Origin of the sequence: Sphingomonas sp. (assembly GCF_041661885.1) — a bacterium.
Lineage (GTDB): Bacteria > Pseudomonadota > Alphaproteobacteria > Sphingomonadales > Sphingomonadaceae > Sphingomonas.
Map to the genome: position 1 here is coordinate 162,940 of NZ_JBAZTL010000005.1, position 15,741 is coordinate 178,680.

Genomic DNA, 15,741 nt, shown 5'->3' on the forward strand with positions numbered 1-15,741 from the left:
AATTGGCCGGGTTTGGCACCCGACCAGCGGGCGGTCACACCATGCGGCGCACGGCGCGCGCGGTGAGCGCGGCATCGTCGCCGATTTCGGCCACGATATCGAGCATACCATCCGCGCCAGCGCGGGCGAGCAGCAGGACATAGTCCCCTCGTGCAGCGCGGCTTTCGATCGTGACGCTGGCCAGCGTGGGGCGGTCGGCCAGTACGGTCGTGGGATTGGGGCGTGGTTTGGCGATCGGCGCGCGTGCCGCGCGTTCGGCCTTGACCACGCCCTTGATACCCCCCTCGAACGAATCGAGGAACGCCCCCAGCGCCCCGGCGGCAATGCCCATGCGGCGGGCATGGGCCAGGACGGCGGCATATTCGGTCAGCCGGGTCTTGTCATAGTCGCTGCCGAAGATGAGCTTGACCACTGGTGTCATCGGCGCGCGGAGCTGGACGGCGATTCCCGCCGCTGCCAGCAAGGCTTCATACCCTGCCGGATCGGCATCGGCTGCTGCGACGAATTCATGCGCGCGCGACAGGACGCGGTATAGCGTTGCGCGGTGGCGCGTGTCGGCGGCGCGCAGCGCCGCTGCGGTCTGCTGCGCCAGGATCAACTGGTCGTTCAGGCTGGTTCCGGCGATCGCCAGAATCTCGTCTTCGGGGGCTGCCGCATCGTCGATCCCGGCGCTCGGGCCATCGGCCCAGACCGGTGCGGTGGCGATGGCCTTGGGCGCGGTGGTGACAGCGGCGGTGATCTCCGCCTGCAACTTGGCTTGCGTTTCGGCGTCGACCAATTCCTTCCAATTGATGACCCCATAGATGAAGTCGATCGAATCCTCGTCTGAGGAAAAGGGCATCAGAATGCCGCGATACAGGGTGTTGAAGCCGCGCGTGCTGACGAATTCGGCTTCGAAGCCAATCGGCGCGCGATTCGCGATGATTTGCAGATAATGGTCGGTCAACCGTGACAGCAGCGAGCGGCTCGGCACCTGCGCGATATGGGTGACCGACGAATCGAGCGCGCATTCCTCGCGCAGCGCCTTGCCGAGAAAGGCGATGGCGGGGTTTTCGATGCCGGCGGAGAAATCGAGCAGCACGCTGTGCGGTCCAAAATCGGAAATGTTGGCCGGGTCGAGGTCTTCGATCGAGGGATAAGGGCGCCCACCGAGCAGCGATACCCAATGATTATAGGCACGTACGTGCATCCGCCGCTCATCGGTGCCGACCTCGATTTGCGTATCGGCGACGCCGGTGTCGACCGAGTCGTCGACGCGCCCGCCGTCGATCTCGTCCGTGCCGAGCCGATCTTCCTCGAAACCGCGAACACTATCCATTGCGCAAACGCCTCACCTGGCGCGACCCGGCCCGACATGGGCAAGCGTCACCGGCACGCCTTGTGCGCCGTGCGTGGTAAACGCGGGGTAAAGGGCGTGCGTTTTCACCGATGATGGCGCTCGTGTTTCATCGCACCGCTTGTCAGCCCGACAATGACCTGATAAGCGCCCGCCCTCGCCTTGGTCCGCACGGACCGGCGCGTTGCCGCTTTAGCTCAGTTGGTAGAGCATCGCATTCGTAATGCGGGGGTCACAGGTTCGAGTCCTGTAAGCGGCACCAGCCTACACAAAATCTTTGAAAACAATCGTTTAAGGCGCGATTGCGAGGGTAACGTTACGCGACGCTGTCGCACAGCAACGCGCTCGAAACCGTATCAACACATTCAAATCACACAGCTATTCGACCCTAAAATTGTAGCACAAGGGTGTCGCATATGCGATTTTCGGGGCTGTGGCGACCAGGAGCGATCTACCAATATCGGGGTTCGTGTGGCCGTCGATCTTCGCGAGGCTTTGGGATCAACACATATCGACCGTTCCCTGCGGACGGCTTCTGCGACCGATTGGTAAGGACGGACGATGGCAAGCGCCCGAAGACGGTGGCGAGCTATCGGCTGGTGCCGATTCATCCGGAACCGCAACGGAGCGGCGCGGCCTGCGTATTAGTCCCAATGCCGGGGGCGTTCTTCCCTCGTTACCGTGTTTGCGAACCAAGAATCTTTGGAGGCATGCATGAAGACCATATTGCTGTTGGTGCATGACGATGGCGGCCAGGAATCGCGCGTTCAGGCGGCGCTTGATCTGACGCGGACGCTGGAAGGGCATCTGGTGTGCCTCGACGTGACGATCATGCCCACCCTGGTGGTTGCCGATGCGCTGGGCGATGCGGGTTTTGGCATGTTGCTGCAGGAAGAAAAGCAGCGCGAGGCGGGCAATCGCACGCAATTGGAGGCGCGGCTGGCCCATGAAGATGTGAGCTGGGATTGGCGCGATGCGACCGGCGAAGTGGGCCCGTGTCTGCGCGATGAAGCGGCGCTGGCCGATCTCATCGTCGTCAATCGCCAATTGGAGGCGTGCCCGGTGCCCGACATGCGGGCGCTGGCGGGTGATCTGGTGGTCAAGGCCCGCACGCCGGTGCTCGCGGTGCCAGAGGACCTTGTCCGGCTCGACCTCGACCGGGCGCTCATTGCGTGGGATGGCTCGACCGCGTCGGCGGCGGCGCTGCGGGCGGCGGTGCCGCTCCTGCGCTATGCCGAGCGCGTGACGATCATCGCGATTGGCGACGAATCGGATCGGCTCCCCGCCGAAGCGGCTGCGGTCTATCTTTCGCGTTATGACATTCACGCGGAGATCGAACATGTCGCGCTTGACGGGGCAAAGGTCGGGGATGTGCTGTTTGGGCGGGTGTCCGGTGGGCACTTCGGCTATGTGGTGATGGGAGGATTCGGCCACCACCGTGTTGCCGAGGCTCTGTTTGGTGGAGTGACCAGGATGATGTTGACGAAAAGCCCTGTGCCGATCTTCCTGGCGCACTGAACGATCTTGGCGATGTTAGTGTTCGTCCGCCTCGCTGCGGCCCTTTCGGTCGCGGCGAGCGCTTCGGTTGCCAGTGCCGCGGCCCAACAACCGCCGGTGCCGCCCGTTATGGTGCAGGCTCCGCGCTGGTCCGCCGGCGATTTTGCTGCGCTCGTCCAGGAAATTGGTCGATCGGCGCAGGAAGGGTTGAACCCCGAGCGCTATGGCGCGGCGGCGTTGCAACACGCGATCGATCTGCGTGCGCCCGATCTGGAGGCGCAGGCCAGTCGCGCCGCATTGCTGCTTGCGCATGATTATGCCGAAGGTGCCGCACCCGGCGATGCGCGCAAAGGGTGGGAGATCGCGCGCGATCCGATCGACCTCGACCTGTGGCTGCGTGAGGCGATCGCGCGGCACGATGTGGCGGGCGCGCTGCAAGCGCTGCTGCCGCGGACGGCGGGCTATGCCGCATTGCGCGCCGCGCTGCCGACGTGCGATACCCCGGCGCATTGCACGACGCTGAAGGTCAATCTGGAACGCTGGCGCTGGCTGCCGCGCGCGCTCGGTGCCCATTATCTCTGGGCGAATCCGGCGGCGTATCGACTGGATCTGATCGAGGGGGATCACATTATCCAGAGCCACCGCATCATCGTTGGCAAGCCTGCGACGCCCACCCCGGTGTTCGCGGCGTTGGTGACCGGGGTCACCGCCAATCCGTGGTGGAGCGTGCCGAGCAGCATCGTGTCGGAAAGCGTCGGCGCGATGGTGCGCAATCGCCCGGCCCAAGCCGCGCGGCTCGGTTATGTCGCGACGCGCGGGGCGGGGGGGCGGCTGCAAGTGCGGCAGAAACCGGGGCCGCTCAACGCGCTTGGCCAGGTCAAGATCGAGATGCCCAACGCCTATAGCATCTTCCTGCATGATACGCCGTCAAAGCGGCTGTTCGAGCAGGAACGGCGCGCTTTCTCGCATGGGTGTATGCGGACCGAACATCCAGACGTGCTGGCGCGCACGCTGCTCGCGCCGGAGACGGTGCGGAGCTTCGATCAATATCTGGCGCAGGGCACCAATCGCACCTTCGCGCTTGATCGACCGGTGCCCGTTTACGTCGTCTATTTCACCGCCGTGGCGGACCCGGCGGCAACGGGCGGGGTTGCCTATCTGGACGACGTGTACGGGCGCGACGCCGGGCTTGCGAAAGCATCCTGAATCTTTCTCGACCGGGGGATCGATCCACGTATTCTTCCCGATAGAGCGGTTCGGCGTCGCTGCTAACCTTGCGGCGATGAAGACGTCTTCGCCCCTTCCAGAATCCGAGCCGGGCGGGCAGGCGGAGATTCTCGCGTTTCTCGGGTCTGGTGCTGCCTTCGATCTTGCCAGCCCGCCGCGCCGGATCGACACCCATGCTGCGGTGGTGTTTCTATGCCCCGATCGGGCATGGAAGCTGAAGCGTGCGGTGCGCTTGCCCTATCTCGATTTTTCCACGCCGGCGCTGCGCGAACGTGCGCTGGAGGCGGAACTCGCGCTCAACCGCCGCACTGCGCCAATGCTGTATCGTGCGGTTCACCCCATCCGTCGCGGCAAAGGGGGGCAATTGTCGATCGACGGGGCTGGAGAAACGGTCGACTGGCTGCTCGAAATGACCCGCTTCCCCGATGGCGCGCTGCTCGATGAGCTGGCGACGACCGGGCAGATCGACGATGCGCTGCTGCTGCGGCTGGCGGACCGCGTTCAGCGCTTCCACGCGACCGAACCGATCGTGCGAACCAAGACCGCTGCGGACGATTTTCGCAAAGTCGTCGACGCCGCGCTGGATCGATTGGGCCAATTCCCGTCGATCCTCGACATCGCGCAGGTCACCAAGCTTGGTCATGATTTGCGCACGCGGGTTGAGCAGTTCGCGCCGCTGCTCGATGTGCGTGCAGCGGCGGGGCGGGTGCGGCATGTGCATGGCGATTTGCACTTGGCCAATATCGCGGTGATCGATGGCGAGCCGAGGCTGTTCGACTGCCTCGAATTTGACACCGGGCTCGCCACCACTGACGTGCTCTACGACCTCGCTTTTCTGGTGATGGATGTGTGGCGGCGGGGGCTGCGGCGCGGGGCGAACATCGTGTTCAACCGCTATCTCGATCTTTCACCCGAAGATGAGGGCGCGCTTGCGCTGTTGCCTGTTTTCCTGGCGACGCGCGCGGTGATCCGCGCGCACATCGCCGCGACGCGCAGCACGCAGGCTGGCGGCGATGCTGCGCTGGATCGTGAGGCGAGCAGCTATCTTGCCCTGGCGGCCGAGTTGATCGCGCCGGTGCCGCCGCGACTGGTCGCGATTGGGGGGCTGTCGGGAACCGGAAAGTCCAGCATCGCGCGCAGCCTTGGCGCGGATGTCGGGCGCGCGCCCGGTGCCCGTATCCTGCGCACCGATGTGCTGCGGAAGCGCAGCGCTGGCGTTATGCCCGAAATGGGGCTGCCGCCTGCTTATTATGCACCCGATACGACGGAGCAGATCTATCGTTTGCTCGATCGGCTGGCCGCAGCGGCGCTGACGCAGGGGAGCGCCGTTATCGTCGATGCAACCTTTGCGTCGCGCGACCAGCGCGATGCGATCGAGATCGTCGCCAGGCGCGGGCGCGCCGTCTTTTCCGGCGTCTGGCTCGAGGCTGATCTCGATCGTCGCCTGGCGCGGGTCGCGGCGCGGCAGCATGATGCCTCGGACGCGAATGCCGACGTCGTCCGCCGCCAGGCGGCGAAGGCGGTCGGTCCGCTTGGGGACTGGCACCGCATTGCCGCAGACGGCGCGCTTGATGCGGTGTCGCGCGCGGTGCGGACTGCGATGCGCTTCGTCTGAGGCGATGGATGCCGGACGTTATCCCTGCCGGTTTTGCATCCGGCGGCGCGGATGGCCGACCGCGACACCGCCCGACAGGCGCGCGACCCACGGATAGCGCTGGGCGACCTCCTCGGTATAGCCGAGGTTGAAGACGGTCGGGCTCTTCGCCGGACGATCGGCGCGGGAATAGAGCGTGCCGAACAGGCGATCCCACACGAAATTGGTAATGCCGAAATTGCCGTCCTCATTATGGAAATGATGCTCGACGTGCCGCACCTTCATCGTCGCCAGCCATTTGATGCGCGGTTTGTAGGCAAGATGCTGGATACAGTGGAAAAATTCGTAGAAGCAGGTGCAGAGCAGCCCGGTGGCGAAGCCCGCCGCCGCGCCGCCGATCCCGCCGATCAGATAGCCGGGCAAGGCGGCAACCACGAGCAGCGTCGGCAGCGTGGTATAGAGCGCGCCGAACAGCACCTCCAGATGATTGGGGTCGACATGATGGTCGTAATGGATCCGCTTCCAGGTGGAGGCCAGAAACGGCACTTTGAACATCCAGTGGCAATGCAACACCCAACGGTGCAGCACGTACCAGATCAGCGGATAGGCAAACAGGATCAGCGCAACCGTCGCGACCGTCGGCAATGGTGCGGCGGGGTGCCACACGAACAGGCCGATCGAAAGCGCGGTCAGCGCCAGATAGGCGACGATGGTGTAATGCTGAAAATAGGCGACTACCAATTCGCGGAAGGTCATCCGGTCGAGATAATGCGACCGTGTCCAGAAGGTGCCGTTTTGGCCCGTGCGTGCGGTGTTCACTCGATATCTCGCCCGATCATTCCGATTGGGAGCGAGCGATAGCGGCGGGCCAGGCAAGGGCGTTTGACCGCCATCAAATCGCGGAGGGGACCTGCTTATAGGTAAATGTCCCGATGTTCGAATGGCCTTGGGTGGTCGATCTGTGCATGGCCGTGACGCGCCCGTGCCGCGCCTCCAAAGGAGCGAGACCATGCAGAAGACCATGAAAGCCGCCGTTGTCCGCGAATTCGGCAAGCCATTGGTGATCGAGGAGGTCAAGGTGCCGATGCCGGGGCCGGGACAGATCCTCGTCAAGATCGCGGCGAGCGGCGTATGCCATACCGATCTCCACGCCGCCGAAGGGGATTGGCCGGTCAAGCCCAACCCGCCCTTCATTCCCGGGCATGAGGGCGTCGGCCATGTCGTTGCGGTCGGCAGCGGCGTCGTCCATGTCAAGGAAGGCGACCGCGTCGGCGTGCCGTGGCTGTACAGCGCGTGCGGGCATTGCGTGCATTGCCTGGGCGGTTGGGAAACGCTGTGCGAGGAGCAGCAGAATACCGGCTATTCGGTCAATGGCAGCTTTGCCGAATATGTGCTGGCCGATCCCAATTATGTCGGCCATTTGCCCGCCAATGTCGGGTTTGTTGAAATCTCGCCCGTGCTGTGCGCCGGCGTCACGGTCTATAAAGGCCTGAAGGTTACCGATACCAAGCCGGGCGACTGGGTGGCGATTTCGGGCATTGGCGGGCTTGGCCACATGGCGGTGCAATATGCCAAGGCGATGGGGCTGAACGTCGTCGCGGTCGACATTGACGATGCCAAGCTGAAACTGGCCGAGGAACTCGGCGCGAGCTTGACGGTCAACGCGCACCATGCCGATCCGGCGGCCTTCATCAAAAAGGAGATTGGCGGCGCGCAGGGCGTGCTGGTCACGGCCGTCAGCCCGATTGCGTTCAAGCAGGCGATGGGCATGGTGCGGCGTGGCGGCACGGTGTCGCTCAACGGTTTGCCGCCGGGCGAATTTCCAATTTCGATTTTCGATACGGTGCTGAACGGCATCACCGTGCGCGGCTCGATCGTGGGGACGCGGCTGGATCTCCAGGAATCGCTCGATTTCGCCGCCGCGGGCAAGGTGCGCGCGACGGTGACGACCGACACGCTGGAAAACATCAACGACATATTCGATCGGATGCATCGCGGCGAGATCGAGGGCCGCGTGGTGATCGATTTCGAGGATCGGCCAGCCGCCTGACACTCGGCGCAACGGAGCGATCAAGGACGAGGTCGGGCCCATGCCCGGCCTCGTTTGATGTGTGCAGGTGTTTGCCCCCCACACACCACCAACCACGTAACTCTACGTACAGCCCGCGTTCAGAAACCACGGTAGCGGTTTGACGAAGGTCAAAGGCCGTGTCGGCTGGCTTGGCCATAGGCGGGCTGTGATGGCCGCGGAGGGGCGAATGGACGGAATCGTAATGAGGGCGGGGGCATGGCTCCTGGTAGCATTCGCGGCGGTGGGCATGTCCGCCAGCGCGATCGACCACGGCTTTGCCATACAGATGGGGATTGTCGCGCTGGCGGCTTTTATCGCGGCCTTTTATGCCATGCGGCGCGTCGGCAATCCGGCGATTGCGGCGGACGGGTCCTTGCCCGCACCGCGTGATCGCTATGATGACGAGGTTGTGCGCTGGGGCGTGATCGCCACGGTGTTCTGGGCGGTCGTCGGCTTGCTGGTCGGTGTGGTCATCGCCTCGCAGCTCGCTTTCCCGCTGCTCAACTTCCATTCCGAATTCACCACCTTCGGGCGTTTGCGTCCGCTGCACACATCGGCGGTGATCTTCGCCTTTGGCGGCAACGCGCTGATCGCGACGAGCTATTATGTCGTCCAGCGCACCTGCCGTGCGCGGCTGGCCTTTCCCTGGCTCGCGCGCTTCGTGTTCTGGGGTTATCAACTGTTCATCGTGCTCGCGGCGACGGGCTATCTGCTCGGCATCACCGAGGGGCGTGAATATGCCGAACCCGAATGGTATGTCGACATCTGGCTGACGATCGTGTGGGTCTCGTATCTCGCGGTTTATGTCGGCACGATCGTGCGCCGCGCGGAGCCGCACATCTACGTCGCCAACTGGTTCTATCTCGGCTTCATCATCACCGTTGCGATGCTGCATCTCGTCAACAATATGACGGTGCCGGTGTCGTTCTTCGGCTCCAAATCCTATTCGGCCTTTGCCGGCGTGCAGGATGCCCTGACGCAGTGGTGGTACGGCCATAATGCGGTCGGCTTCTTCCTGACGGCAGGCTTCCTCGGCATGATGTATTATTTCGTGCCCAAGCAAGCCGAACGACCGATCTACAGCTACCGGCTGTCGATCATCCACTTCTGGTCGCTGATCTTCCTCTACATCTGGGCCGGGCCGCACCACCTCCATTACACCGCGCTGCCCGATTGGGCGCAGACGCTGGGCGAAGTGTTCTCGGTGATGCTGTGGATGCCGAGCTGGGGTGGCATGATTAACGGCCTGATGACGCTCAACGGCGCCTGGGACAAGATCCGCACCGACCCGATCATCCGCATGATGGTGTTCGCACTCGCCTTCTACGGCATGGCCACCTTCGAAGGGCCGATGATGTCGATCAAGGAGGTCAATTCGCTCAGCCACTATACCGACTGGACGATCGGCCATGTCCATTCCGCCGCGCTCGGCTGGAACGGCATGATTACCTTCGGTGCGCTGTATTACATGACGCCGCGCCTGTGGGGCCGCACCCGGCTCTATTCGCTGCGGATGGTCAACTGGCACTTCTGGTGCGCCACGCTGGGCATCGTCCTCTACGCCTCGTCCATGTGGGTAGCGGGTATCATGCAGGGTCTGCTGTGGCGGGAATATGGAAGCGACGGGTATCTCGTCTATTCCTTCGCCGAAGTCGTCCAGGCGATGCACCCATATTATCTGATCCGCACGACGGGTGGGCTGCTCTACCTCACCGGTGCGCTGATTATGGCCTGGAACATCTGGATGACGATTGCGGGCAAGCTCCGCGACGAAGCCCCGATGTCGTCCCCGGCTTTCGATCCGGCGCGCGACCGTCCGCTCCAGCACGTCCCAGCAGAATAAGGACGCGATCATGGCAAATCTTCTCAACCGTCACAAAGTGATCGAGCGCAACGTCACGTTGCTCGCCGTGTTCGCTTTCCTCACCGTCGCCATCGGCGGCATCGTCGAGATCGCTCCCCTGTTCTGGATCGACTCGACGGTGACCAAGGTGGAGGGCGTGCGGCCCTACACCCCGCTCGAACTCGCCGGGCGCGACATCTACATCCGCGAGGGATGTTATGGCTGCCACAGCCAGATGATCCGCCCGTTCCGCGACGAGACCGAGCGCTACGGCCATTACAGCCTCGCCGCCGAAAGTATGTACGATCACCCGTTCCAATGGGGGTCGAAGCGCACCGGGCCGGATCTGGCGCGGGTCGGCGGGCGTTATTCGGATGAATGGCATGTCCAGCATTTGAAGGACCCGCGCGCGGTGGTGCCGGAATCGATCATGCCGCCCTACGCCTTCCTCGCTGACCGCGAGCTCGACGTCAGCCATATCGGCGATCATCTGGTCGCGCTGCGCCGGGTCGGGGTTCCGTACACCGACGCGGAAATCGCCAAGGCTGCCGACGACGTCACCACACAGGCAACGGGCGAGGGCGACACGGCGGGTCTGGTCAAGCGTTATCCCAAGGCGCAGGCGCGCGACTTCGACGGCAAGCCCGGACAAGTGACCGAGATGGATGCGCTGGTCGCCTATCTGCAGGGCCTTGGCACCCAGGTCGACTTCAAGTCGGCCGCACCACGGGAGCAGGCGCGATGACAACCTATGATGTGCTGCGGGAGTTTGCCGACAGTTGGGGGCTGATCCTGATGGGGGTCGCGTTCCTGACCTTTACCGGCTGGACTTTTCTGCACTCCGTCTCCGCCGAACATCAGCGGGCGGCAATGAGCATCTTCGAGCAAGAGGACGAGGTGGATGGCTGACAATAAGCGCATCGACGAACCCACGGGAACCAGCTTCGTCGGCCACGAATGGGACGGGATCGAGGAACTCGATACCCCGATGCCACGCTGGTGGTTGTACACCTTCTACGCCTGTATCGCCTTCGCGGCGGTGATGGTGGTGCTCTATCCCGCCATCCCGATGCTGCACAGTGCGACCACGGGGGTACTCGGCTGGTCGAGCCACGGTGATCTCTCCAAGGAATTGGCGGTCGATCATGCGCGCCGGGCGCCAGTGATGCACGCGCTGGAACAAACGCCGATCGACAAGATCGCGGCTGACCCCAAATTGCTGCGTGCGGCGCAGGAGGGCGGGCATTCGGCGTTCAAGGTGTATTGCACGCAATGTCACGGTGCGGGCGCTGCCGGAAGCAAGGGCTATCCCAACCTCAACGACGATGATTGGTTGTGGGGCGGTGATTTGGCGACCATCCAGCAAACCTTGCTGCACGGCGTGCGTCAGCCCGGCGACGAAGAGACCCGCATGTCGCAAATGCCGGCCTTTGGTCGCGACGGGATCCTCAAGCCCGCAGAAGTGCAGGATGTGGTTTCCTATGTCCGTGTGCTGTCGAAGCAGGAGGGGGCGACCGCATCGTCACGGCGTGGTGCAGCATTGTTTTCCGCCAATTGCGTCGTGTGTCATGGCGATGCAGGGAAGGGAACCCGCGCGATGGGCGCCCCCAATTTGTCCGATGGCATCTGGCTATATGGCGGGGACCGCGACACCATCACCGCGACGGTGACCAACGCCCGCTATGGCATCATGCCCGCCTGGGGGGCGCGGCTTGACCCGGCGACGATCAAGATGCTGGCGATCTATGTCCACTCGCTGGGTGGTGGTGAAAAGACTCCGGTGGACCCCGCACCGGTGCCGACTGCGACTCCGGCGGCGGTTGCGGCACGCTGATGGCCCATCCCCAAGACCTGATCGGCGAGGAGCAACACTTCTTCGAGGCGCGCCGCAAGGTGTTCCCGAAGGCGGTGGACGGGCCGTTCCGGCGCTTGAAATGGGCGATCATGGTCGTGACGCTGGCGATTTATTACGTCACGCCCTGGCTACGCTGGAACCGCGGCCCTTATGCGCCGGATCAGGCCGTGTTGGTCGATCTGGCGCACCGGCGCTTTTACATGTTCTCGATCGAAATCTGGCCGCACGAATTCTATTATGTCGCGGGCCTGCTTATCATGGCCGGGATCGGGTTGTTCCTGGTCACCTCGGCGGTAGGGCGGGCGTGGTGCGGGTACGCTTGCCCGCAAACCGTCTGGACCGACCTGTTCGTACACGTCGAGCGGGCGATCGACGGGGATCGCAATGCCCAGATCAAGCTGCAGCGCGCACCCTGGAGGCCCGCCAAGGTCGCGCGGCGGATCGCCAAGCACGCAATCTGGCTGGTGATTGGTGCGCTGACGGGCGGGGCGTGGATTTTCTATTTTGCCGACGCGCCCACGCTTGGGCAGGCCTTTGTGCAGGGGAACGCACCGTTCGTTGCCTATGCGACCGTGGGCGTCCTGACGGCGACAACCTATATCTTCGGCGGGCTGATGCGCGAACAGGTGTGCATTTACATGTGCCCGTGGCCGCGCATCCAGAGCGCGATGCTCGACGAGAAATCGCTGACCGTTACCTATAAGGCGTGGCGGGGCGAGCCGCGGACGCGTGGCCTGAAACGCGCCGAGCCGCTGGCGCAAATTGACCCTGCGACACCATCGCTGGTCGCGTTGATCGAGCAACCCGAACTGGCGTCGCGGATCGGGGATTGTATCGATTGCAATGCCTGTGTCGCGGTATGCCCGACCGGGATCGACATTCGCGAAGGGTCGCAAATTGGCTGCATCACCTGCGGCCTGTGCATCGATGCCTGTGACGGGATCATGGCCAAGGTCGGGCGGCCCAGCCGTCTGATTGGCTATACGACCGATCTCGACGCGCGGCGCGCACGGGCGGGGGAGGCGCCGGTTCCGGCGCTCAAGCGCCTGTTCCGGCCGCGCACGCTCGTTTATTTCGGTGCGTGGTCGGGGATTGGCCTGGCGATGCTGTTTGCGCTCGGCAATCGCGAACGGATCGGCATCGGCGTGCTGCAGACGCGCAACCCGCAATGGGTGCGGCTGTCGGACGGCAGCGTTCGCAACGGCTACACCGTCAAGGTCCGCAACATGGAGGAGCGCCCGCGCTCGGTCGAGATTGCGATCGATGGCGTCCCCGGCGCAGTGGTGTGGACCGAGGCGTCTGGCCGTAGTGGTGCCACGCGCAGCGTGCGTCTGGATGTCGCGCCCGATCAGGTCGCGCAAGTCCCGCTGTTCGTGACGGCGGCCGGCGACGGCCCGGCGCGGGCAGACCTGGCCTTTACGGTACGCGCGCTTGACAAAGAGGGGGGATCGGCGCGCGATAGCAGTTTCTTCGAACGTCCGGAGCAAGCGCAATGACTCGTCCTTTCACCGGCTGGCACATGACCGGAATCGTTGTTGGGATGTTCGGGCTGGTTATCGCGGTCAACGTGCTGATGGCGAGCTATGCGATCGGCACCTTTGGCGGCACCGTCGTCGATAACAGTTATGTCGCCAGCCAGCGCTTCAACGACTGGCTGGCGGAGGCACGCACGCAGCGTCAACTCAACTGGAATGTCGATGCGACGGTTGACGGCAACCGCGTCGTGATCGTCACCGCGCTTGCGCCGCGTGGCCCGCTGTCCGATGCGATTGTCACGGTGCGCGCGACGCACCCGCTTGGCCGGATGCCGGAGCGGGATTTGGCGTTCCGTTCGGTCGGCAACGGACGGTTCGTGTCAACGTCGGCGCTGCCGGCCGGGCGCTGGTTGCTGCGCGTTGATGTCCGCCACGGCAGCGAGGACGCGCGCTTCGACGACGAAATCCCGGCGTGAGCACGGCGGCGCCACTCGAAACTTCGATCTTCACGGTCGATGGGCTGCGCTGCGCGGGCTGCATCGCCAAGCTGGAAAAGGGCCTGCCGGAAATTTCGGGCGTAACGTCGGCCCGGGTGAATTTCACCAGCAAGCGCGTACGGATCGAACACGCCGCCAACGTTGCTGATGAGGACCTGCAAGCCGCGATCGGGCGGCTGGGGTTTTCGGCGCAACCCTTTGTCGGGGAAAGCGAAGCTTCGGCCAATCGCGAAAGCCGCATGTTGATGACTGCGCTGGCGGTTGCCGGTTTCGCGGCGATGAATGTCATGCTGCTGTCGGTGTCGATCTGGTCGGGCGCAGACGGCGCGACGCGGACGCTGTTCCACTGGCTGTCGGCGGCGATTGCGCTGCCAGCGGTCGCTTATGCCGGGCGGCCCTTCTTCGGGAGCGCGTGGGGCGCGCTGCGCCACGGTCGCACGAACATGGACGTGCCGATTTCGATCGGTGTCATCTTGACGCTGTCGATGAGCCTGTACGAAACCGTGATCGGCGGTGCCCATGCCTATTTCGATGGCGTGACGATGCTGTTGTTCTTCCTGCTCGCTGGGCGCTTTCTCGACAGTGCGATGCGCGTGCGCGCGGCGGACGGCGTGGCGGCGTTGATGCGGCGCGTGCCAAGCGAAGTACTGGTACGGCGGCCCGATGGCAGCACCGAACAGCGCTTTGCCGCCGAACTGGCACCGGGAATGCGGTTGCTGATTGCGGCGGGCGAACGGATCGGGGCCGATGGCGTGGTCGAGGCCGGGCATAGCAGCGTCGATCGCTCGCTTGTTACAGGCGAGAGCGTCGCCGAGGCGGTGACGGTGGGCGACAGCGTGCTGGCGGGGACGATCAACCTCAGCGGCCCGTTGACCGTGCGCGTGACAGCCGCAGGCGAGGCGACGATTGTCGCCGATATCGCGCGGCTGATGGAAACCGCAACACAGGGCAAGTCGCGCTACGTGCGCATCGCCGATCGCGCGTCGCAATTATATGCGCCGGCGGTGCATACGCTGGCGGCACTGAGCCTGGTCGGCTGGCTGATCGCGGGGGCGGGGCTGCACCAGGCGCTGACGATTGCGGTCGCGGTGTTGATAATCACGTGTCCGTGCGCGCTGGGGCTGGCAGTGCCGATCGCGCAGGTCGTCGCGGCGGGTGCGCTGATGCGCGTCGGGATTCTGCTCAAGGATGGCTCGGCGCTGGAGCGGCTGGCGGTCGCCGATACCGTGCTGCTCGACAAGACTGGCACTGTTACGCTCGGCCATGTTGTGCCACTGGGCGGGATGCCCGCCGACCACAAGGAGCGCGGTGTATTGCTCGCGCTGGCCGAAGCGAGCCGTCACCCTTTGGCGATGGCGTTGAGCGATGCGCTCGCGCGCGATGGCACGGTCGCTGCGGTCGTGTCCGATCTGGTCGAGTATCCGGGACTTGGCGTCGAGGCGCGGTTTGCAGGCGCGGTGGTGCGATTGGGGCGTCCCGACTGGGTCGGTTCGGTCGAAGATAGCGCGCACGTGGCGACGGCGTTCCGCCTTGGCACGGGCCCGGTGCATGTGGTGACGTTCGGTGATGCCTTGCGGCCCGATGCCGTCGCCGCGATCGAGCGGCTCCGCGCAGAAGGGTTCGCGCCGCGCTTGTTGTCGGGCGATGCGGCGGCGGTGGTCGAGACGATTGGCGACACGCTCGGCATCGATGGCAGCGCGCGGATGGACCCTGCCGACAAATGCCACATCGTCGATGATTTTACGGCGCGCGGGCGCAAGGTTCTCATGGTCGGCGACGGTCTCAACGATGGTCCGGCGATGAAGCGCGCCTTTGTCGCGATGGCGCCGTCTTCGGGCACCGATGTCAGCCAGCTTGTCGCCGACCTTGTTTTCTTTGGTGACAAATTGATGCCGGTGCCGATTGCGGTCGCCGCCGCGCGCGGCACGATGCGCGTTGTGCGGCAGAACTTCGCGCTGGCGATCGGCTATAACGTGCTGGCGGTGCCGCTGGCGATTGCCGGGCAAGTGACTCCGCTGATCGCCGCACTCGCCATGTCAGGATCGTCGCTGATCGTGGTCGCCAATGCGCTGCGTTTGCGTGGGGTGGCGCGATGACCGGGCTGGTGGTGCTGATACCGGTGGCGCTGGCACTGGGGTTGGCGGGGCTGGCGGCGTTTTTCTGGGCGGCGCGCTCCGGGCAGTTCGAGGATCTCGACGGGGCGGCGCTGCGCATCCTGATCGATGACGAGGCTCCCCCCGCATTGTCGGCAAAACCCGAGCTTGTGCCGCGCGTCCGTGCGGCTCCGGGGGCGGGGTTGCCCCATGTTTGATTGCGGTCAAAACCGCGCATCGCCCTGCGCTTATA

Annotated in this window: 13 protein-coding genes, 1 tRNA gene and 1 pseudogene; 13 read left to right on the plus strand and 2 right to left on the minus strand. The window is 64.3% G+C overall.

Going from position 1 to position 15,741, the window contains the following annotated elements:
- Positions 1–34 precede the first annotated feature (34 nt).
- The gene (locus WC704_RS11385; protein ID WP_372890037.1) at positions 35–1,318 is read right to left on the minus strand and encodes a hypothetical protein; all 1,284 of its coding nucleotides are present in this window, start codon (positions 1,316–1,318) and stop codon (positions 35–37) included.
- Between the two features lie 204 nt (positions 1,319–1,522).
- Between WC704_RS11385 and WC704_RS11390 the strand changes: the two genes are divergently transcribed.
- The 4 genes from WC704_RS11390 to WC704_RS11405 all read left to right on the plus strand — a co-directional run bounded on the left by WC704_RS11390 (position 1,523) and on the right by WC704_RS11405 (position 5,675).
- A tRNA-Thr gene (locus WC704_RS11390) sits at positions 1,523–1,598 on the plus strand.
- Between the two features lie 452 nt (positions 1,599–2,050).
- Complete coding sequence (locus WC704_RS11395) at positions 2,051–2,854, plus strand: universal stress protein (protein ID WP_372890038.1); 804 nt, start codon at positions 2,051–2,053, stop codon at positions 2,852–2,854.
- 12 nt (positions 2,855–2,866) lie between these two features.
- Entirely contained in the window at positions 2,867–4,039 is a 1,173-nt protein-coding gene (locus tag WC704_RS11400) for a L,D-transpeptidase family protein (protein ID WP_372890039.1), read from the plus strand.
- 76 nt (positions 4,040–4,115) lie between these two features.
- Entirely contained in the window at positions 4,116–5,675 is a 1,560-nt protein-coding gene (locus tag WC704_RS11405) for an AAA family ATPase (RefSeq protein ID WP_372890040.1), read from the plus strand.
- A gap of 18 nt (positions 5,676–5,693) precedes the next feature.
- On the opposite strand, the gene WC704_RS11410 is transcribed toward WC704_RS11405, so the two are convergent.
- A complete protein-coding gene (locus WC704_RS11410; RefSeq protein ID WP_372890041.1) occupies positions 5,694–6,473 on the minus strand; it encodes a sterol desaturase family protein in 780 nt (259 codons plus the stop codon).
- A 190-nt stretch (positions 6,474–6,663) separates the two neighbouring features.
- On the opposite strand from WC704_RS11410, the gene adhP reads away from it, so the two are divergent.
- The 9 genes and pseudogenes from adhP to ccoS form a co-directional block, all read left to right on the plus strand.
- Positions 6,664–7,704 (plus strand): alcohol dehydrogenase AdhP, encoded by a 1,041-nt coding sequence (adhP, locus tag WC704_RS11415; protein WP_372890042.1) that lies wholly within the window; start codon positions 6,664–6,666, stop codon positions 7,702–7,704.
- 208 nt (positions 7,705–7,912) lie between these two features.
- Positions 7,913–9,568, plus strand: a complete 1,656-nt coding sequence (ccoN, locus tag WC704_RS11420) for a cytochrome-c oxidase, cbb3-type subunit I (protein WP_372890043.1) — start codon at positions 7,913–7,915, stop codon at positions 9,566–9,568.
- Between the two features lie 10 nt (positions 9,569–9,578).
- Positions 9,579–10,313, plus strand: a complete 735-nt coding sequence (gene ccoO, locus WC704_RS11425; RefSeq protein ID WP_372890044.1) for a cytochrome-c oxidase, cbb3-type subunit II — start codon at positions 9,579–9,581, stop codon at positions 10,311–10,313.
- Positions 10,310–10,477 carry a cbb3-type cytochrome c oxidase subunit 3 gene (locus WC704_RS11430; RefSeq protein WP_372890045.1) on the plus strand — a complete coding sequence of 56 codons (168 nt, stop codon included), beginning with the start codon at positions 10,310–10,312 and terminating at the stop codon, positions 10,475–10,477. The genes ccoO and WC704_RS11430 overlap by 4 nt, the downstream gene beginning before the upstream one ends.
- Positions 10,470–11,402 carry a cytochrome-c oxidase, cbb3-type subunit III gene (ccoP, locus tag WC704_RS11435; RefSeq protein ID WP_372890046.1) on the plus strand — a complete coding sequence of 311 codons (933 nt, stop codon included), beginning with the start codon at positions 10,470–10,472 and terminating at the stop codon, positions 11,400–11,402. Before WC704_RS11430 ends, ccoP begins: the two co-directional genes overlap by 8 nt.
- Entirely contained in the window at positions 11,402–12,919 is a 1,518-nt protein-coding gene (gene ccoG / locus WC704_RS11440; protein WP_372890047.1) for a cytochrome c oxidase accessory protein CcoG, read from the plus strand. Before ccoP ends, ccoG begins: the two co-directional genes overlap by 1 nt.
- Positions 12,916–13,374, plus strand: a complete 459-nt coding sequence (locus WC704_RS11445) for a FixH family protein (protein WP_372890048.1) — start codon at positions 12,916–12,918, stop codon at positions 13,372–13,374. The genes ccoG and WC704_RS11445 overlap by 4 nt, the downstream gene beginning before the upstream one ends.
- Complete coding sequence (locus WC704_RS11450) at positions 13,371–15,491, plus strand: heavy metal translocating P-type ATPase (protein WP_372890049.1); 2,121 nt, start codon at positions 13,371–13,373, stop codon at positions 15,489–15,491. The genes WC704_RS11445 and WC704_RS11450 overlap by 4 nt, the downstream gene beginning before the upstream one ends.
- A pseudogene (ccoS, locus tag WC704_RS11455) lies at positions 15,488–15,625 on the plus strand (cbb3-type cytochrome oxidase assembly protein CcoS); the annotation flags it as partial. The gene WC704_RS11450 and the pseudogene ccoS, both read left to right, overlap by 4 nt.
- Positions 15,626–15,741: the final 116 nt, after the last annotated feature.

Coding starts and splice junctions, on each gene's coding strand:
- ccoP (WP_372890046.1), top strand. CDS start 10,470: ATGGCTGACAATAAGCGCATCGACGAACCCACGGGAACCAGCTTCGTC.
- WC704_RS11405 (WP_372890040.1), top strand. CDS start 4,116: ATGAAGACGTCTTCGCCCCTTCCAGAATCCGAGCCGGGCGGGCAGGCG.
- WC704_RS11395 (WP_372890038.1), top strand. CDS start 2,051: ATGAAGACCATATTGCTGTTGGTGCATGACGATGGCGGCCAGGAATCG.
- ccoG (WP_372890047.1), top strand. CDS start 11,402: ATGGCCCATCCCCAAGACCTGATCGGCGAGGAGCAACACTTCTTCGAG.
- WC704_RS11385 (WP_372890037.1), bottom strand. CDS start 1,318: ATGGATAGTGTTCGCGGTTTCGAGGAAGATCGGCTCGGCACGGACGAG.
- WC704_RS11430 (WP_372890045.1), top strand. CDS start 10,310: ATGACAACCTATGATGTGCTGCGGGAGTTTGCCGACAGTTGGGGGCTG.
- ccoO (WP_372890044.1), top strand. CDS start 9,579: ATGGCAAATCTTCTCAACCGTCACAAAGTGATCGAGCGCAACGTCACG.
- adhP (WP_372890042.1), top strand. CDS start 6,664: ATGCAGAAGACCATGAAAGCCGCCGTTGTCCGCGAATTCGGCAAGCCA.
- WC704_RS11400 (WP_372890039.1), top strand. CDS start 2,867: ATGTTAGTGTTCGTCCGCCTCGCTGCGGCCCTTTCGGTCGCGGCGAGC.
- WC704_RS11445 (WP_372890048.1), top strand. CDS start 12,916: ATGACTCGTCCTTTCACCGGCTGGCACATGACCGGAATCGTTGTTGGG.
- ccoN (WP_372890043.1), top strand. CDS start 7,913: ATGGACGGAATCGTAATGAGGGCGGGGGCATGGCTCCTGGTAGCATTC.